The sequence below is a fragment of the Bacillus sp. N3378-2at genome, from assembly GCF_033412715.1.
GTDB classification, from domain to species: Bacteria; Bacillota; Bacilli; order Bacillales; family Bacillaceae; genus Bacillus; species Bacillus subtilis.
On record NZ_CP117986.1, the window covers coordinates 2105816 to 2125000 of the forward strand.

The following is a 19185-nucleotide window of genomic DNA, read 5'->3' on the forward strand; positions in this document are numbered from 1 at the left end:
ATTACAGTCTCAGTATATTACTTTTTGCCATAAATACAACATTGAATATTAAAAATTTTACATCTATTTATCTCGCAGACCTTTGCTCCAGCTCAGAGATGATGTGTTTATATCTTTTTTCCGTTAAAGGATAGAAGGCGATAAGAATAATAGAAAGCAAAATGAAAAATCCCGGAATCAAAGCATTCATATTTTTAATCGCATTCAATGACGCAACTGTCTGGTCTGTATTCGCCACATACCCGGCGATTCCTAAGTAAATGGCCGAAAATGACCCGGCTAACGCAACACCCAGCTTATTAATAAAGCTCATGCTCGAAATCACAACACCATCCGCGCGAACTCCGGTTTTCCATTCCGCATAATCGACGCAATCAGCCACCATTCCCCAAGCAAGCGTATTTAAAGGCGTTGTGAAAAATCCCGAAACGAAAAGCCAAATGAAAATGAGTGTAATGGAAGAATACGGCGTAAAATGCAGGCCGGCATAAGAAATAAGCGATAGAGCTGCCGTGATGATCATGACTTGTTTTCTGCCCCACTTCTCAGAAAAGAAAGGAATAAACAAATTGCTGATCAGCGCTGCTCCGAAAAATAAAACGGTGCCCATAAATACGAACTCTTTATGGTTGACGTTATACGTAAAATAATACACCATCGTGCTGAGCTTAATATTAAACCCGATCGCAAAAGCCAAAAAGGATGAAATTAACATAAGCAAGGGTTTGTTTTGGAATAAAACGGATAATGTCTTTTTGATCCCTTGTTTTTTTCTCTTTTTAGGCTGAATTCGCTCCCGTACAGTAAAGAAACTAAATAGATTCAAAACGATGCTGACAGCCGCATAGATGAGCGCCGTCATTTGAAACCCAAACGCCTGATTCTCTCCTCCGATAGCAGTTGCAAGCGGTGTCGCACAGGAAATGGATAAAAGAATGCCGATATACACCAAAATCATCCGGGTTGTGGTCAGAACCGTCCGTTCCTCCACCGAATTCGTCATCCGCCCCGTTAAGCTGTTCACCGGGATCGTTTGCATACTAAAGGACATCCCAAGCAGAATATAAGTGACATACGCATATACCATATTTCCGGTCTCACCGAAATGAGGCGTCGTAAAACATAAGAATGTGAATAGCGCAAAAGGAAATGCCACCCACAGCAAATATGGCCTTGCTTTTCCCCACCTTGTATTTGTTTTATCTAAAATCAATCCCATGATCGGGTCAAAAATAGCATCCAGCACACGCACAACAAGAAACAAAGTTGCGATCACCGCAGGCTGAATGCCGCCGACGTCTGTATAATAAAATAATAAGTATGCGTTTACAAACTGAAAGATAATATTATACGACATATCGCCGAATCCATAACCGATTCGTTCAAACCAGGACAGTCCGGTACTGGATTTTGACTGATGCTTCACTTTCATTGCCGTTACTTTTTCTGTTTCAATCATCATTCCCCACCCCAAGAATCCGTTTTCATTTCCAGTAAATAAGAGGGAGAATACGAAGATCCTCCCTGTTCACTCAGCGATTTGGATACACCATCACTTTTAAACATTCATTCTTAAATTGAAGCGCCCGTTCCATCGCCTCTTGTGTCTGCTCCAGCGAATATTGGTCCGTTACTAGATGCTTCGTGTCCACAATGCCGGAAGCGAGAAATTCGATTCCCTTTGGATACGTATTGGCATAACGGAAGATCCCGTAAATATCAATCTCATTATCCGCAATAAACGGCACGTTGAGCGGAATCTCGTTCTGTGAAGGCAAACCGACAATCGCCAATTTTCCGCCCCGGCGCACAGAAGCCAGTGCGGATTGCAATGCCGCTGGATTCCCTGCTGTTTCCCAAGCAACATCAACGCCTCTATCATTCGTGATCGTTTTAATCTCTTCAAGTGCATCCTGTTCACGTATATTAATAATGTGAGTCGCTCCCATTTTTTTCGCAGCTTCTAACCGCAGCGGCTCTAAGTCGGTGACAATGATTGTGCCTGCCCCAAATGCTTTAGCTGCGGCAACAGCCATTAACCCAACAGGGCCCATCCCCATAATCGCAATCGTTGATCCGGGCTGTAGCTTCGTTCTGGCCGCCGCATGGATGCCGACAGAAAACGGCTCGATCAAAGCAGCATCTTCATAAGAAAGTGAGTCTGGGATTAAAAAAACAAAGTCCTGACGCATTTTAATATATTGGACAAACGCGCCGTCTACCGGCGGTGTAGCCAAAAACTGTACATCCGGGCAAAGATTATAGCGCCCTTCTTTGCACGCTTCACAGCGTCCGCACGTAACACCAGGTTCAACAGCGACGCGGTCACCGACTTTGAATTGATCGACAGCTGATCCGACAGCGGCAATTTCTCCCGCACATTCATGCCCAAGGATAAATGGTTTTTCCACAACATAGTTGCCTATTCGGCCATTTGTATAGTAATGCAGATCAGATCCGCAAATTCCGACAGCCATCACCTTAATCAACACTTCATCATGATTGATGTCAGGCACAGGCAATGTTTCAATTTTGATCTCTCTTGTGTTGTGCATAACAGCCGCTTTCATGTTTTGAGGTACTGTGTGAGTCATTTGGCAAGTTCCTTTCTTTAGAAAATAAAATGTAAGTGCATACATTTTTGTTTTCTCTGTTACTGCCCCCATTTTATCTGCTTTTCAACACGTTCAACAGCCTTTCCTGCTGTATAAAAGGACAGCGGCACTGTCCTTTTATTTTTTCATATACAAAAAACGCTGGATTGATAAAATAGTACTAATAGGAGGTGCAGGCTTATGGCTGAACTTGAAAACCGAAAACAATTTGCACAACTGCTGGCACCTGGCGTCAAAACGCTAAAACTTCATCCTGATTATAAAGTCAGAAGGAAAAAGAACGAAAAAACAGGACAGTCTTATATAGATAAAATCGCGCTCCAGCTGGGAGTCTCCCCAAACACGATCAAAAGCTGGATCGGACAGATGGGGGCAAACTACATTCCCGGAAGAATTGAGGACGGAAAACTGTTCGGAATGATCTGGATCATTCTCGAAAAGACCGACTTCGATATCGAGTGGTTGACCAACCTGCTGGAAACCACCACCATCCCAGTCATCAAACCCGCATTGCCTGTATGGGCAGCGTCTTGTTTGAAAAAAGCGAAAATACTGCGAAAAGACGGATTATTTGGGGCTCCGAGTGAAGACGAAATTGAAAATGTAGTAAAACGGCTGTTTCATGACAGACCCGGCCATGAAACGAATGCGCTTACAGAACAGCCTATCACGCATAATTTACCCTCACGCTGGTCCGGACGCTTTATCGGACGCAGCTTTGATATGGAAGCGATACGGCAATGGATGCTTTCTCCTTCACCAGTCTGTTTAATCACCGGCTGGGCTGGTATGGGTAAAACCACAGTCGCTCTTGAAGCCGCTTATTCCTGTGTCGACGATACTTCAGATTGGCTGGCGTTCAACAGTATCATTTGGGTCAGCGCTGATTGGAAAGGATTGAGCTTTAGCGATTTTTTAAATACGATCGCCTATCAGCTCGGACGCACAGAACAAATCGATAAATCAATCAATGAAAAACGATTCGTCGTCCGCAATGCGTTAGCCAATTACACAAGAGAAAAACCGATCCTGCTGATTGTTGACAGCATTGATACCGCAGAACGTGACATTCATGAATTTATCACCAGCCTTCCGCAAGGCGTGAAAGTTCTCCTCACAGCGCGGGAAAACGTAAAGCAAACCTATCGGGAAAGCTTCGGAGAAATGACAGCTATTCAGCTGAGCGGCCTTGAGCAAACAGATGCCTTGGATTTTTTTCAGCAAGAAGTGCACCGATGCTTACAAACATGCAACATTCAAAATAAACGGGAAAAGCTGGAGCAGCTGTTACATCTATCATCTGACCTGAAAAACGAATTCATTTCAGCGACTGCCGGAAACCCGAAAGCCATGGCACTCAGCATTGCCTATATGTCAGACGATGACATCCCCGCTCAGCAGCTGATTCATGAGCTTGGAAAAGCAGGCTATTCACTGCTGGAATTGTTTGAATTCCTCTTTGGCCGCACTTGGGATAGATGCAATGAAGATACGCGAAAGCTATGGCAGACGCTTTGCTTTTTCAGCAAGCCGCCTGATGAAAAAAGCCTGGCGGCAGCAGCCGGATTAGACGCCCGCCGTTTTCATTACGCTATGGAGCAAATGCGGTCATATGCGCTGATTCAGCCGGAACGAAGCCAAGGCAGGACACAATACTTAGCGCACCAAACCGTTGTCGCTTACGGAGAACAGCACTTGTCCGAACAGCACGAATATGAAAAAGAAGCCCGCAATCGCTGGGCGCACTATTATATTGATTATGCCGAAACCCATTTAAAGCGGGAACAGCCCAACTCTATCTATTGGAGCTACCTGCTGGGACGGAACTTAGATCAAATGAAACAAGAATGGCCAAACATCTTAAAGGTCATCCAATGGGCAAGTGAAACCGATCAAAAAGAAATCCTAATCGAACTCATCACCCGCATCAGCCATTTTCTAAGCAGAATCAACCTGCCCCTGCGAATCGAATACGGGCGCAAAGCCGCCGACGCCGCCCATCACTTAGGCCAACACACACGAGAAGCGTACTTCCGAATCGACACCTCAGGCTGGGCATTGATGGAAGTCAATGATTTAGACGGAGCGCTTCAGCAAATAGAAGCCGGCCTGAAGATTCTGGAACAATCCGACGCTCACGATGCCCATGATCTAAAGGTTTGGGGACACGCACTCAAAGCAAGGCTGTTTTTAAAAGCCGGGCAACAGGAAAAAGCAAAGACCATTTTAAACGCAATCGAAAATCAACCGATTTCCCCTACCATTCAACACAGAGTTCTATTGGTTCGCGGTGACTTAAGCTTTGCGAGAGGTCATCATGAAGAAGCCATTCAATTATACGAAGCGGCAAATGAAATCAGCTCCACGTACGGCGGCGAAAAAACGATAGAAGCCTATTTCAATCTGGGTGTCGCTTACGTGAAATGTGGTCAATTTGAGAAAGCGGAAGAAGCCTTTGAGCAAATGCTCTATGACAAACATAACGCCAATCAGGTTGAATTGATCTATTATGATTATGGGATGGCGCAGTTGTTATATCGTAAAGGAGAGAAAACGAAGGCGAGTGAAGCTAATCAGAGGGCGATTCGTTTGATTGATTCGTGGGAGCCTGCGATTGGGATTCGTGGGGAGGTGGAACAACTGGATATGGTGATTAAAGGAAACCGTGAAATTACATTATAGTTAATAAAGTGTTAGTATTATCTTAGAATAAGCAAACTCACACCGTTTTTATAAAAATAAAAAGGCCTTCTTAGTTAAGTAAACTGAGAAGGCCTTCTCTCGATAATATGCATGAGTATTTCAAATGAATTCACGGTCAAACCCTTAATATACCAATGATTTTCGCCATTTGATTCACCATACCGCCCATATCAGGCATTCCGCCACCAACGTTTCTTCTTGCTTTTCAGCAACAACAGCTTCAGTGGTTAAGAACGTTTATACGTTTATATATAAACATTTTTACTTATATTAAATAGCCATTAACCACTTCGTTTAAACTTTAACTAACATATTACCTATAAGTTCTAAGTGATGCTTAATTGAGTACCGTTTCAACATTCCTAGGCCAGGGTAATTTCCATTTTTAGCACAGTCTAATAATTCATTTAATCCTTGTGTATTGATTAAAACTGATTCAGTTTTATCATGCCATTCTACAAATTTGCTAAGGGCTTCACCAAATTTACCAGCTTGGTCCGCACGATTTTCATTGGAATCCGATACAAAATGCCTTATCCACAGATTATTTGATTCATCGGGGTAAATCACATGAATAGCAATAGCTTTTGCACCAAATCCACTTTCTGCATATTCTTTTCCTACAATAGAATAATCTGAAAACCCCAAGAATTCTTCATCTTCAAAATCTAAATGGTCTGAAGAAAACCATTCAACTTCATAATTTAAGTATTCTGCGTTAGGTGTGCGTTTTATAAAAGCATCTCTAAAGATCACACCATTTTTATTTCGAAATCGCCTTTTAAGTGGCTTTTGGTCTGGAATAAAATTATAACGTGCTTCAAATTCTCCAAATATTTTTTCATAAATATCTAAATTTATTTGATTATTGTGGAAAATGGCTGTATCTGCTAAAGTCCTAGAACACCTTTCGACAAGCTGAGGTAATTCTTCTAGAGCCGCCTCTGAGTTCAAATGATAACCAATAGTTACAGATGGATGGCTCATAATCTTTAAAATTTCATCCATCTGTTGTTCGTTATCATTTAGTTCCTCAATAAATGTTCCTACACTTGGGTTCATTATCAGAATCATGTTATGACCTTCACTAAGTAAGCCTTTCAAGGTATTTACTAACTGTTTAGAATACTTCACAGGTTCAATAACCGGAAAGATACTATCAGACAAAATCTCCGCATCCTTTAAATTCTTTAATGCAAGTAATTCGTTCTGTTTGCCCCTTAGAAATGGAAAATACATTTAAGTTCCCCCTTGTAAGTTTTTTAATAGCCTTTTAAATTTCTCTTGATTTAAATGAGATTGATAAACTAGCCACCTTAATTCCATAGGTACTTCTTTTAAATATTCTACATTATTCCTATTTATCCTTCTCAATACCATATTAAAAACTAAATTCTGGGCTTTTTTTATATCTAAATGTCTAAACATGTTCAAATAAACTGAATATTTAAAGATAGGTTTTACCTCTGGAACTTCTTTGAACTGTTTTTTTATTAAATCTTCATATTCTTGTTTTCTTAGGATTCTGAAAAGAATATCATGTTCTAATTTGCTATAGTCAGCTTTTGCATGTTTTCGAACACTGATAGTATTTCTCTTTGTTAATACCATAATTCCTACTTTTGTATCTTTAACTAAGCGATATACTTGATAATAGTAATTTTCAGAAGTGAGTACGTAAACTAAAGAAAAAACTTTATAGTAATCTTCAATTTGATAAATTAATTTATCTAATGTATCTAAATCTGTTTTAATTTCTACAACAAACGATGAGCGCTTATTAATTAAAGCAAAATCTGCCTTTGAATTATCAATCTCTATTTCACTTAGTGCAACTGTGGTGTTCAAACTATAAGTACCTAAAACATATTTATTAAACAGAGTGTTTTTGTAAAAGAACTCGTTTCTATAAGTAGCAGCTAAATCTTTATATAAATTACTAGAGTTTTTTATTTGTTTTGATATTTCCTTATCTATATCTCTTTGAATTAGCTTTGTTATAGTCTTTCTATTAAACCATTCATTAAACTTGGCACTCTCCATCTAAAACCACTCTTTCTTATCGACTTTTTCAAATACTCTATTGAATGCGATGTTGTATCATTTTTCATAAACTAAACCTTCCACTTTTCCGCCACCCTTTAAATGTTCCCCCAAAGCTTCAAATTTAAAGTCTAGCCATAAGTATCACAAGGCTCGCTTAATTCCCCTTAAGTTTAATTTCTTCGAAAACAAAAAAACACAAATAACTCCGCTTAATGAGGAAAATTTGTGTTTGGTTTGTTCTTAATGTTGTTATTTGATTTATTAATGTTATTTATTTCAATAGGTATATTCAACCAAATTAATAAACAAATGAATTATACCATAAACAATAAAGAAAGTCACCATACTCTGTAACTGTTGCGGCAAATTTAAAAGTGCTATAAGAGTTCTCAGGCTTCAATCTATTGACTCCATCTTTGAGAAGCAGGGCGAAGCCTATCGAGAAAATAAGGTTTATGCGGAGCAACAGAGTTAACTTTGCAAGTATTTAATTCTTTATTAGGTAAAGTTACACAAAAATATGAAACTGATTTAATAACGACATATTCTTCAATCATTCTTTGTACCTTCTCAAATGTGTTAGTCTCTTTCAAACATGAAATCATAATTTTATTAACTGACTTGAATTTTGTTCATAATTTCTCCATTATTAACTTAGTAGATATTTTCTACACATTCGCGGTCTTTTCACGTCTATACCCTTCTGTAGAAATAAACATCTGTCGAATAATTGTTAATTACTCAGGCGTTGATTTTCCCATCAACTTTTTGCATTTAACCCTTCTTGGTTGGATTGTTCTTAATAACCTCACATTAAAAATGCTCAATCCTCACCAGTTGGGTGTTTAAAGTTCCCGCCAGTCATCCTTTAGTAATATACTCATCATTTAAAACTTGTTTCTAATCCTTAAGGGCACATAATAATTTTCTTATTTTATTGAATAGCCATCATCCAAAAACCTTGAAACATAAATATTTATAACACAAAAAGCCACTCCTTTTACAGGAAGTGGCTTTTGCTATTGATATAAATTATTTACTTGACTACTTCACAAAATGAGCAAAAATGGGTGAGAAATAGGCTTAACTATTTCTCAAATGTATGGCTTAAAAGCCTTACATCATTCCGCCCATACCGCCCATGCCGCCCATATCAGGCATTCCGCCGCCAGCGTTTTCTTCTGGCTTGTCAGCGACAACGGCTTCAGTTGTTAAGAACATTGCAGCTACAGACGCAGCGTTTTGAAGAGCTGAGCGTGTAACTTTCGTTGGGTCAACGATACCTTTTTCGATCATGTTTACCCATTCGCCAGTTGCAGCGTTGAAGCCTACGCCGATTTCTTCGTTTTTGAGGCGTTCAACGATGACAGATCCTTCAAGACCAGCATTGTGTGCGATTTGACGGATTGGCTCTTCAAGCGCGCGAAGCACGATGTTGATACCTGTTTGAGCATCGCCTTCAGCTTCAACTGCAGCGACTTTATTATATACGTTTACAAGCGCTGTACCACCACCGGATACGATGCCTTCTTCAACAGCTGCGCGAGTTGAGTTCAGGGCGTCTTCGATGCGAAGTTTACGCTCTTTCAGTTCAGTTTCAGTCGCAGCGCCGACTTTGATGACAGCTACGCCGCCAGCAAGTTTAGCAAGACGCTCTTGTAATTTTTCTCTGTCGAATTCAGAAGTTGTTTCTTCCACTTGAGCGCGGATTTGAGTCACGCGGGCAGAAATTTTGTCTGTTTCGCCAGCGCCTTCAACGATTGTTGTGTTTTCTTTAGTAACGACAACTTTAGAAGCGCGTCCCAATTGAGCGATTTGAGTAGATTTCAGGTCAAGGCCAAGATCTTCTGTGATGACTTCTCCGCCAGTAAGGACAGCGATGTCTTCAAGCATTGCTTTACGGCGGTCACCGAAGCCAGGAGCTTTAACAGCAACTGCGTTGAATGTGCCGCGAAGTTTGTTCACAACAAGTGTTGCAAGTGCTTCGCCTTCAACATCCTCAGCGATCAGAAGCAATGGTTTGCCTTGCTGAACAACCTGCTCAAGCACAGGAAGGATTTCTTGAATGTTTGTGATTTTTTTGTCTGTGATTAAGATGTAAGGATTGTCAAGAACCGCTTCCATCTTATCAGAGTCAGTTACCATGTAAGGAGACGCATATCCGCGGTCGAATTGCATACCTTCAACAACTTCAAGCTCAGTTGTGAAGCCTTTAGACTCTTCGATTGTGATAACGCCGTCGTTTCCTACGCGCTCCATTGCTTCAGCGATAAGGCTTCCGACTTCCTCATCAGCAGCAGAGATCGCAGCAACCTGAGCGATAGACTCTTTGCCTTCGATTGGCTTAGAAATTTCTTTTAAGTTTTCGATCGCAACCGCTACAGCTTGTTCCATCCCTTTACGCACGCCTACAGGGTTAGCGCCCGCTGTTACGTTTTTAAGGCCTTCACGGATCATTGCTTGCGCAAGAACTGTCGCAGTTGTTGTACCGTCACCGGCAACGTCGTTTGTTTTGCTGGCTACTTCAGCTACAAGCTTCGCACCCATGTTTTCAAACGCATCTTCAAGCTCGATTTCTTTAGCGATTGTTACACCGTCATTTGTGATTAACGGAGAACCGAATTTTTTCTCTAGAACCACGTTGCGTCCTTTTGGTCCTAAAGTTACTTTAACAGCATCAGCAAGTGCATCGACACCGCGAAGCATTGCGCGGCGAGCTTCTTCACTAAACTTAATTTCTTTTGCCATGTTTACAAGACCTCCTCAAATGTTTTAAGTATTGTTTATTTAAGAATTAGCCGATAACAGCTAAAATGTCGCTTTCACGTAAGATTAAGTATTCAGTACCTTCGTATTTCACTTCAGTACCTGCGTATTTTGAGAAGATAATGCGGTCGCCCTCTTTTACTTCTAAAGCAACGCGCTCTCCGCTTTCTAACACGCGACCTGAACCAGCTGCCACGATTTTGCCTTCTTGCGGTTTTTCTTTTGCAGAATCCGGCAACACAATTCCGCTGGCAGTTTTTTCTTCAGATTCTACGAGTTCAATGACAACGCGATCACCTAATGGCTTTAACAATGTAATAACCTCCTCAATAGTATGAATATGCAATTTTAGCACTCAGCACTAAAGAGTGCTAACACAATTCTTATAATAAAGAATCTCCCTTCCAATTTCAAGTGATAAGATAAAAATTTTTTCACGCTTACATCATTCTTTTCCGCTCGCTTTTCCGTTAGCTTTTTCACCCCCGTACCGATTATGTTACAATAGCTGTAGATGAACGAAACCCACTTAACAAAGGAGTACATACCATTTGAGAAAACAGTATTGGTTTATTATTTTGACATATATCATCATGCAGTTTTCCGCATTAATCGCGATTCCCTTGTTATTTAAATTCGGTTATGCCGGAGGACAGCCTACAGATGAAAATATGTTGCATGCACAAGGATTATGGTCCGTTATCAGCTTTATCGCCTGTCTCGTTGTTGTTCTGCTCATTCTGAGAACCGTTCCGAAAGAAACGCTGCGAAACGGACAGAAGGACTCAATCGGACTTTCTATCCTTTGGGCGATAGCCGGTTTTTTCATTGCCCTTTTCTCTCAAGGAATAGCAGGCTCTATTGAATATTATGTTTTTGGCATCGGAAGAGAATCAGAAAATACACAAGCGATTCTGGATGTCATTCAGGCAGTCCCGCTCATGATTATCGTTTCTTCCATCGTCGGGCCTATATTAGAAGAAATCATCTTCAGAAAAATCATTTTCGGCGCGCTGTACGAAAAAACGAATTTCTTTTTCGCAGGACTGATCAGCTCGGTTATCTTCGGTATTGTTCACGCTGATTTGAAGCATCTCCTTCTATATACAGCAATGGGCTTTACCTTTGCCTTTTTATATGCGAGAACAAAACGGATATGGGTGCCGATTTTCGCCCATTTAATGATGAATACATTCGTCGTCATCATGCAGCTTGAGCCTGTTCGTAATTACCTTGAACAGCAGAGCACACAAATGCAATTGATTATTGGAGGATTATTTTTATGAGAAACCCGGTAGTTTGGGGAATGATCTACTTTGCCGTAGGGTGCATCTTTACTTATCTTGCCGCAAGCTCACCAGGCAGCATGTGGTCATTTTACTCCATCCTGCTGATGGTGTTCGCCGCTTACAACATCAGCATTTCCTTTAAGATGTTCGCCTTTTCATTTAAAATCAAAAAGAACCAAAAATAAAGAAAATCCATTTCTGAATGAGAAATGGATTCAAATTAAATCCTAAAACGGCTTTCGTTTTAGGATTTTGTCATTTTCAGCGTGATTGAAAACCCTTGAAGTCTAGGAAAGGCGAGCATTGGAGCGGAGCGAATGTTTTCATTCATGAGCACCAACGCACAGACTTGACAACGAATGCGGGGGTTTGTCAACACGCTGAATCCATTTCTCGCATGAGAAATGGATTTTTTATTATTGCACAGAAGACACGTCCTGATCGGCTGCACTGCTTTTCTGCGCTTTCCGATAGGCGGCCTTCGATATCAGAATACTGATTTCATATAAAATCAAAAGCGGGACTGTGACCATCATATGGGACAGAAGCTCAGGCGGTGTAATCAGGGCTGCGATCACCAGCAGCGTAAAATACGCATACTTTCTGATTTTCGCCAAGAACATCGGTGTCACAATTCCGAGCCTGGTCAAAAACATAAGGATGACCGGCATTTGGAACAGCAGTCCAAACGGAATCGTCAGCTGCAGAAGAAAATGAAAATATTCATTAATTCCGATCACCTGATTGACATTCAAGTCCTGAGAGATCCGCTTCATAAAATCAACAACAAAAGGAAATAAAATATAATATGAAAAAGATAAGCCCGCTAAAAACAGCAAAATAGAGATCGGAATGTAGCTGAGCGTTACTTTGCGCTCTTTCTCATAGAGACCCGGGCTCACAAAAGCCCAAAGCTGATAAAGAATAACTGGCGAGGTCAGGACTATGCCGATGATAAACGCAAACTGCATAAACACATAAAGCGGGTCTGTCAGGTTAAACGCGTTAAGCGTAAGCTGCTTCGCTTCATCTGTTTCTTGCAGATACACAATAATCGGCTTTGCTAAAAAAAATCCAGCAATAAAGAAAACGACAAACGCCAGCGCTACAATCAGCAACCGTTTTCGAAGCTCAGCAATATGCTCCAGCAGCGACATTTGATTCACTTTCATTCGTGTCATCCTAACTTACTGATCTTCTTTCTTTTTTTCCTCTTCATCACTCGTTAATCCTTTAGTAGCGTTTTTGAATTCACGAAGTGTGTCTCCCGCTGCTTTCCCCAATTCAGGCAGCTTTTTGGGACCGAAGATAATCAGAGCAACGATTGCGATAACAGCAAGGCTTCCAGGACCGATCGGCATATTTGGGCTCCTCCTTTCCCTTTATTCGATTTCCTCTAAAACTGAATAATGCTTCAAAAAATAAACCAGTGACTGAAGCTCAACTGCTAAATCTATATGATGAATTCGAATGTGTTCCGGCACATTCAAACGGGCCGGCGTAAAATTAAGGATTCCCTTGATTCCTAATGCGACCAATCTGTCTGTAATGGATTGAGCGGCAACTGCTGGCACTGTAAGAATGGCAACTGATTCATCTTTTACGTGTTGTTCAAGGTCATCAAGGTTATAGACGGGCACGCCGCCTACCTCAGTTCCTATTTTACTCTCATTTATATCAAAAGCCATAGAAATTTTTGTGTTATTGTTTTTTGTGAAATTATAGTGAAGAAATGCCGTTCCCAAGTTCCCGACACCAATCAAGATGACGTCTGTCATCTCATCCTGATCAAGCGTTTTTCGGAAAAAAGACAGCAAATAATCCACATTATATCCGTATCCTTTTTTGCCAAGAGCTCCAAAATAGGAAAAATCCCTCCGAATCGTGGCAGAATCAACCTTTACGGCATCACTAAGTTCAGCGGATGATACACGCTGTTTTCCTGACGCATGAAGATTCTTTAAAAAGCGATAGTAAAGCGGCAGCCGTTTCGCCGTCGCCTGCGGAATTTTTGATTGATCCTTATTCATTTTTGGTCCTCCAAATTATACTCGGATAGTTCTCTTTTAAAGTCACCGTTTTTCCCGCCTGTCTTCTCCAGCAAGAAAGTAGGGCCGATGACCATCCCCTTATCAAGGGCCTTGCACATATCGTAAACGGTAAGAGCGCACACCGATGCAGAAGTGAGCGCTTCCATTTCCACACCTGTACTCCCTTTCGTTTTGACCTGTGCTTTTATATGAAGTATAACTTCTGCTTCTTTTATTTTCCAGTCAAACGATATATCTACCCCGCTCAATGAAAGCGGATGGCACATCGGAATGATATTCGACGTTTGCTTTGCGGCCATAATGCCTGCCACCTGTGCGACAGCCAGTACATCTCCTTTGCCGATATCATGACTCTGTATTTTCTCGTACACCTCATTCTTCATGTGTACGCTTGAAACAGCCGCCGCAGTACGGACAGTCGAAGATTTTTCGCTAATATCCACCATCTGGGCTCTGCCCTGTTCATTAAAATGAGAAAATCCATTCATATTAAAACGCTCCTTAAACAGATCATACACTATTTTCTTCTCTATGTCTTATATGGCCAATGTATTGTTTGCTGACTTCTGGTTCATAAGCTACACTTAACTTATTATAGCAGAGGTGAAATAATATGATGATCTTACAAATTAATCAGCTGTCCAAATCGTTTGGTGCTGATACTATTTTAAACAATATAAAGCTGGAAGTCAGAAATCGTGATCGCATCGCCATTGTAGGAAGAAATGGCGCCGGAAAATCCACGCTCCTTAAAATTATCGCAGGCCAGCTTTCGTATGAGAAGGGCGAAATTATTAAACCGAAAGATATTACAATGGGATATCTCGCCCAGCATACTGGCTTGGATTCTAAGCTTACCATAAAAGAAGAGCTGCTGACTGTTTTTGACCACTTAAAAGCAATGGAAAAGGAAATGCGGGCTATGGAAGAAAAAATGGCGGCAGCTGCCCCGGGTGAATTAGAAAGCATCATGAAAACCTACGACCGCCTTCAGCAGGAATTCAAAGATAAAGGCGGCTATCAATATGAAGCGGATGTTAGATCTGTGCTGCATGGTCTCGGCTTCAGCCATTTTGACGATTCTACACAGGTTCAAAGCCTCAGCGGAGGCCAGAAAACAAGACTGGCTTTAGGTAAGCTTCTGTTAACACAGCCTGATTTGCTCATTCTCGATGAGCCGACAAACCATCTGGATATTGATACGCTTACCTGGCTTGAGCATTTTTTGCAAGGCTATTCAGGCGCCATCCTCATCGTATCGCATGACCGCTACTTTTTGGACAAAGTAGTAAACCAGGTATACGAGGTATCAAGAGCAGAAAGCAAAAAGTATCACGGCAACTACAGCGCTTATCTCGATCAAAAAGCCGCGCAGTATGAAAAAGATCTGAAAATGTATGAAAAGCAGCAGGACGAAATTGCAAAGCTGCAGGACTTCGTAGACCGAAATCTGGCGAGAGCCTCTACCACCAAAAGGGCGCAAAGCCGCAGAAAGCAGCTGGAGCGAATGGAAGTCATGTCAAAACCGCTTGGCGATGAAAAATCCGCAAACTTTCATTTTGATATTACAAAACAGAGCGGAAATGAAGTCCTTCGTGTTCATGATCTCACAATCAGCTATGAAAACCAGCCGCCGCTTTTAACAGAAGTGTCATTCATGCTCACAAGAGGAGAAAGCGCAGCGCTTGTCGGCCCTAACGGAATTGGTAAATCGACATTGCTGAAAACATTAATAGACACCCTAAAACCAGATCAAGGAACGATCTCATACGGCTCAAATGTCAGTGTCGGCTATTATGATCAGGAACAGGCAGAGCTGACTTCCTCTAAACGTGTCCTTGATGAGCTGTGGGACGAGTACCCCGGGCTCCCAGAAAAAGAAATCAGAACGTGTCTCGGAAATTTCTTATTCTCCGGAGATGATGTGCTGAAACCAGTTCATTCACTGAGCGGAGGCGAAAAAGCAAGATTGGCTCTAGCTAAGCTGATGCTTCAAAAAGCCAACTTTCTCATCCTTGATGAACCGACTAACCATCTGGATTTAGACAGCAAAGAAGTTCTCGAAAACGCGCTGATTGATTATCCAGGCACACTGTTATTTGTCTCACATGACAGATATTTTATTAACAGAATCGCCACAAGAGTATTGGAGCTTTCTTCAAGCCATATAGAGGAGTATCTGGGAGATTACGATTATTATACAGAGAAAAAAACAGAGCAGCTTGAATTGGAGAAAATAAATCAGCAAGAAGAAACTGAAAAAACGCCAGCTACTGTGAAGTCTGACTCCAAACGTTCCTACGAGGAAGAAAAAGAATGGAAAAAGAAAGAGCGCCAACGACTCCGTCGGATTGAAGAAATTGAAACCACCGTTCAAACCATTGAGGAGAACATCAGCCGCAATGATGAATTGCTATGTGACCCTGAAGTCTATCAGGATCATGAAAAAGTACAAGCTATCCATGCAGACAATGAGAAGCTCAATCAGGAGCTGGAATCTCTTTTGTCCGAATGGGAAGAACTATCCACAGAAGAAGATTAAAAGTCAAGCACCTCTTTTTAGAGGTGCTTTTTATCCACAGAACATCTCCTAATAAGTAAACAAAGTAAACTTTATACACAATATCCACAAAATATTCTGAATTTATCCACTTTATTAACAGCGACTTCAGCCCTTTATCCATCTATATCTCTATAATTACTCACAGACATGTGGATAAATTGTGAATTATCTGTTAATAACAAACATATAAAAAGTCTCACGCTATTATCTCGTGAGACTTTGATAAGAAGTCAATTCAAGGCCGGGCTGGCCATTCATATCATATGCACCGCGAATTCCTTTTTCAAAAGCAATTGTACCAGCAGCAGCAATCATCGCAGCATTATCCGTGCATAAAGCTAATGGAGGAATGACAAGCGTAATCCCTTCATGCTGGGCAAATTCCTTTTCTAATGCAGCTCTGAGGCCTCTGTTTGCAGCTACTCCTCCGGCTAAAAGGACCTGTTTGACATCATATTCCTTTGCCGCGCGCGCCGTTTTGGTTACCAAGACATCGATCACACTATTTTGGAAACTGGCAGACAAATCTTCCGGAGCAATCTCTTGCCCTTTTTGGGATGCATTATGAAGCGTATTGATCACCGCAGACTTCAATCCGCTAAAGCTGAAGTTGTAAGAGCCTTCTTCAAGCCATGCGCGAGGAAGCGGAATATTGTCATTCCCTTTTTCAGCTAGCTTGTCAATTTGCGGTCCACCCGGATATGGCAATCCCATCGTCCGCGCCACTTTGTCGTAGGCTTCTCCTGCCGCATCATCAAGGGTTTCCCCAATGACTTCAAATGATCCATGTTCCTTCATATAAACCAGTTCTGTATGGCCTCCTGAAACGACCAATGCCAGTGCCGGGAACACGATGTCTTCTACAAGACGGTTCGCGTATATATGACCGGCTATATGATGAACGCCTACTAACGGAATGTTATGTGCAAAGCTCAATGCTTTAGCGGCATTCACTCCAATAAGAAGCGCCCCCACCAGTCCCGGACCTTCTGTTACTGCAATCGCATCAATATCACTATACGTCATGCCAGCTTTGCGAAACGCCTCTTCTATAACCAAAGTGATTTGTTCAACATGATGTCTTGAAGCAATTTCCGGAACAACGCCTCCGAAGCGCTTATGGCTTTCAATTTGAGAGGCTACTACGTTTGAAATGATCTCTTTCCCGTTTTTCACAATAGCTGCAGCAGTCTCATCACAGCTTGTTTCAATTCCTAATACGTACATGTCTTTTTGCTCACTCATTTATCGTCACCCACATAATTAACGCATCTTCCCCGTTATCAGTATAATAGTTCTTTCTTATTCCGCCGGGCTGCATCCCGAATTTCTTATATAAGCCTTGAGCAGGATGATTCGAAACCCTCACTTCAAGCGAAAGCCGCCTTGCGTCTTTTTCTTTGCACAGTTCAACAGCTGAGCGAAAAAGCGTTTCTCCTAAAGACTGGCCGCGATACTCTGGTTTTATCGCTATATTTGTAATTTGGGCATCGTCCATCACAATCCAAATCCCGCAATACCCAGCAAGATAGCCGTCCTTTTCAATCACGAGATAATGAGCATACGGATTTTCCAGCAGCTCATGATAAAACGAATCCTTCGTCCAAGGAGACGTAAAGGAGGATGCTTCGATTTCGTATACGTGATCTATATCTTCAAGCCGCATATTTCTGACCGCTGCTTTTGTTTTCATCCTATCACCCTACTTTTGACTTTCAATCCATTTCGCTTCAGCTTCTGCCAGCCGCAAGTAATCCGGGACAAGCCCATGAACATCAGCTGCTTCCTTTTCCTTCCCGAGAAAAGCCAATTCTGAAGGACGCGGGTTATGCTGGGCAGCAGTTCCAATGAATCCTTTTGTTCTAAGAACATCCTTTATCATCTGCTTGTGAATAGAAGTGTCGTGACCTAAAAACAAAACAGGACGCCCCTTTTCTTTTAGCATCTCCAGCCAATCTGCCAGCATCACATTTTGATCTGGAACAACTTGCTCTAAAAGCCCATTTTTATATTGATACAGACCTGTGTACACCTGTCCCCGTCTAGCATCAAAGATTGGGCTGATCAGACCGTCAAAATGCCGGCCATTTGCCGCAAGCGTCTCAAGACTTGATACAGCACTTATTGGAATGTCTAAAGACCAGGCAAGTGTTTTGGCCAACGTCACACCTATTCTTACTCCTGTGTATGAACCTGGGCCTTTTGCAACGACAATTTTAGAAAGGTCCTGCGGTGCCATATCACAATCATTCAGCAATGAATGAACAGCAGGCATCGCTCTTACAGAGTGGTTCTTTTTCAAATATGTAATGTATTCTGCTATAACAGTGTCTTCTCGAAGCAGCGCAATGCCCAATGTATAATTTGATGTATCAATTGCTAATATTGTCATGTCTACTTAACTCCTCACAAAGCATTTCATACCGATTCCCGACAGCAGTAAAGGTAATTTCCCGCTCATCATCACCAGCTCTTTTGATGACAATTTGCAGTCGCTCCTGTGGCAGCTGTTCTTCAATTAAATGAGCCCATTCAACGAGACAGACACCTTGTCCGTGAAAATATTCATCAAGTCCCAAATCTTCACTTTCATCTTCCATTCTATACACATCCATGTGATAAAGAGGAAGTACGCCATCGTTATATTCTTTTATAATTGTAAAAGTCGGACTGTTTACAATACGTGTAATTCCCAGCCCTTCTGCAAAACCTTTCGTAAAAGTCGTTTTTCCTGCACCTAAATCGCCCTCTAATGTCAGGACGTCTCCCGGTTTAGCAAACGCTGCCGCAAGCTTGGCAATTGCTTTTGTTTCTTCTGGATTTACAGTTCTCCATTTTAATTGCTTCACACGAGTCACCCGTCTTATTTAAAATGATTATATCCCTTTTTCTCTAAGATCATTGATGTTTGATCTGTTTTTAGGATCACTTTAGATTTTGTTTTTTCCCTGACATGGCCAATCTTTGTAATGGGAAGTTGACGTGCTGCGCACTGCTGCTTCAACACTTCCCACTCCTCTTTTGAAACCGTCCCTGTCAGCTCAAAATCCTCACCGCCAAACAAAGCCCATTCTTTCCAGTTAGGATGAAGCTTAGGCAAATCAGAATGAATTGGAAGCATGCTTTCATCAATTTCAATTGAAACACAGCTG

At 41.5% G+C, this 19185-nt stretch carries 20 protein-coding genes and 1 pseudogene (1 of these 21 running past the window's edge); 4 read left to right on the top strand and 17 right to left on the bottom strand.

The annotated features are described in order from the left end of the window. Positions 1–67: 67 nt before the first annotated feature. Together PUN35_RS11390 and gutB are read right to left on the bottom strand one after the other, a co-directional pair. On the bottom strand, positions 68–1459 hold the full coding sequence (locus tag PUN35_RS11390) for an MFS transporter (RefSeq protein WP_014479032.1): 1392 nt from the start codon (positions 1457–1459) through the stop codon (positions 68–70). 73 nt (positions 1460–1532) lie between these two features. Further along, positions 1533–2594: a sorbitol dehydrogenase gene (gene gutB, locus PUN35_RS11395; RefSeq protein ID WP_033881543.1), complete on the bottom strand. Its 1062-nt coding sequence runs from the start codon at positions 2592–2594 to the stop codon at positions 1533–1535. Between the two features lie 201 nt (positions 2595–2795). On the opposite strand from gutB, the gene gutR reads away from it, so the two are divergent. Continuing rightward, on the top strand, positions 2796–5297 hold the full coding sequence (gene gutR, locus PUN35_RS11400) for a glucitol operon transcriptional regulator GutR (RefSeq protein ID WP_014479030.1): 2502 nt from the start codon (positions 2796–2798) through the stop codon (positions 5295–5297). A gap of 136 nt (positions 5298–5433) precedes the next feature. On the opposite strand, the pseudogene PUN35_RS22495 reads toward gutR, so the two are convergent. The 6 genes and pseudogenes from PUN35_RS22495 to groES all read right to left on the bottom strand — a co-directional run. Beyond that, positions 5434–5552 (bottom strand): annotated as a pseudogene (locus tag PUN35_RS22495) (hypothetical protein); the annotation flags it as partial. 60 nt (positions 5553–5612) lie between these two features. After that, a complete protein-coding gene (locus tag PUN35_RS11405; RefSeq protein ID WP_014479029.1) occupies positions 5613–6557 on the bottom strand; it encodes a sce7725 family protein in 945 nt (314 codons plus the stop codon). Further along, complete coding sequence (locus PUN35_RS11410) at positions 6558–7361, bottom strand: sce7726 family protein (protein ID WP_014479028.1); 804 nt, start codon at positions 7359–7361, stop codon at positions 6558–6560. A gap of 404 nt (positions 7362–7765) precedes the next feature. After that, positions 7766–7921 (bottom strand): hypothetical protein, encoded by a 156-nt coding sequence (locus PUN35_RS11415; protein ID WP_155119280.1) that lies wholly within the window; start codon positions 7919–7921, stop codon positions 7766–7768. 559 nt (positions 7922–8480) lie between these two features. Then, the gene (gene groL / locus PUN35_RS11420) at positions 8481–10112 is read right to left on the bottom strand and encodes a chaperonin GroEL (RefSeq protein WP_003234067.1); all 1632 of its coding nucleotides are present in this window, start codon (positions 10110–10112) and stop codon (positions 8481–8483) included. Positions 10113–10158: 46 nt separating this feature from the next. Next, positions 10159–10443, bottom strand: coding sequence for a co-chaperone GroES (groES, locus tag PUN35_RS11425; protein ID WP_003155970.1), 285 nt, complete (start codon positions 10441–10443; stop codon positions 10159–10161). 238 nt (positions 10444–10681) lie between these two features. On the opposite strand from groES, the gene PUN35_RS11430 reads away from it, so the two are divergent. Further along, entirely contained in the window at positions 10682–11416 is a 735-nt protein-coding gene (locus PUN35_RS11430; protein WP_003234069.1) for a CPBP family intramembrane glutamic endopeptidase, read from the top strand. Then, on the top strand, positions 11413–11604 hold the full coding sequence (locus tag PUN35_RS11435) for a YdiK family protein (protein WP_003225680.1): 192 nt from the start codon (positions 11413–11415) through the stop codon (positions 11602–11604). Before PUN35_RS11430 ends, PUN35_RS11435 begins: the two co-directional genes overlap by 4 nt. Before the next feature lie 231 nt (positions 11605–11835). Here PUN35_RS11435 and tatC read toward each other — a convergent pair whose 3' ends face one another. Genes tatC through moaC form a run of 4 tightly spaced genes read right to left on the bottom strand, consistent with a single transcriptional unit; the run spans position 11836 to position 13958 of the window. Further along, a complete protein-coding gene (gene tatC / locus PUN35_RS11440; RefSeq protein WP_072592586.1) occupies positions 11836–12600 on the bottom strand; it encodes a twin-arginine translocase subunit TatC in 765 nt (254 codons plus the stop codon). A 6-nt stretch (positions 12601–12606) separates the two neighbouring features. Beyond that, positions 12607–12780, bottom strand: a complete 174-nt coding sequence (tatAY, locus tag PUN35_RS11445) for a sec-independent protein translocase protein TatAY (protein WP_003234072.1) — start codon at positions 12778–12780, stop codon at positions 12607–12609. Between the two features lie 21 nt (positions 12781–12801). Further along, a complete protein-coding gene (locus PUN35_RS11450; RefSeq protein ID WP_003234073.1) occupies positions 12802–13449 on the bottom strand; it encodes a redox-sensing transcriptional repressor Rex in 648 nt (215 codons plus the stop codon). Continuing rightward, positions 13446–13958: a cyclic pyranopterin monophosphate synthase MoaC gene (gene moaC, locus PUN35_RS11455; protein WP_003243499.1), complete on the bottom strand. Its 513-nt coding sequence runs from the start codon at positions 13956–13958 to the stop codon at positions 13446–13448. Before moaC ends, PUN35_RS11450 begins: the two co-directional genes overlap by 4 nt. Before the next feature lie 125 nt (positions 13959–14083). Between moaC and PUN35_RS11460 the strand changes: the two genes are divergently transcribed. Beyond that, the gene (locus PUN35_RS11460; RefSeq protein ID WP_014479025.1) at positions 14084–16012 is read left to right on the top strand and encodes an ABC-F family ATP-binding cassette domain-containing protein; all 1929 of its coding nucleotides are present in this window, start codon (positions 14084–14086) and stop codon (positions 16010–16012) included. Between the two features lie 225 nt (positions 16013–16237). Here PUN35_RS11460 and tsaD read toward each other — a convergent pair whose 3' ends face one another. The 5 genes in view from tsaD to thiL are tightly spaced (at most 14 nt apart) and all read right to left on the bottom strand, a layout consistent with a single transcriptional unit that may run on beyond the window. Then, complete coding sequence (gene tsaD, locus PUN35_RS11465; RefSeq protein ID WP_003234076.1) at positions 16238–17278, bottom strand: tRNA (adenosine(37)-N6)-threonylcarbamoyltransferase complex transferase subunit TsaD; 1041 nt, start codon at positions 17276–17278, stop codon at positions 16238–16240. Then, on the bottom strand, positions 17271–17726 hold the full coding sequence (gene rimI / locus PUN35_RS11470) for a ribosomal protein S18-alanine N-acetyltransferase (RefSeq protein WP_014479024.1): 456 nt from the start codon (positions 17724–17726) through the stop codon (positions 17271–17273). The genes tsaD and rimI overlap by 8 nt, the downstream gene beginning before the upstream one ends. A gap of 9 nt (positions 17727–17735) precedes the next feature. After that, a complete protein-coding gene (tsaB, locus tag PUN35_RS11475) occupies positions 17736–18425 on the bottom strand; it encodes a tRNA (adenosine(37)-N6)-threonylcarbamoyltransferase complex dimerization subunit type 1 TsaB (RefSeq protein WP_014479023.1) in 690 nt (229 codons plus the stop codon). Beyond that, positions 18406–18882 carry a tRNA (adenosine(37)-N6)-threonylcarbamoyltransferase complex ATPase subunit type 1 TsaE gene (gene tsaE / locus PUN35_RS11480; protein ID WP_014479022.1) on the bottom strand — a complete coding sequence of 159 codons (477 nt, stop codon included), beginning with the start codon at positions 18880–18882 and terminating at the stop codon, positions 18406–18408. Before tsaE ends, tsaB begins: the two co-directional genes overlap by 20 nt. Before the next feature lie 14 nt (positions 18883–18896). After that, a protein-coding gene (thiL, locus tag PUN35_RS11485; protein ID WP_014479021.1) for a thiamine-phosphate kinase crosses the window boundary here: on the bottom strand, positions 18897–19185 show its final stretch. The gene runs 689 nt beyond the window's last position; only the last 289 of its 978 coding nucleotides appear in the window; its start codon lies off the right edge, out of view; its stop codon occupies positions 18897–18899.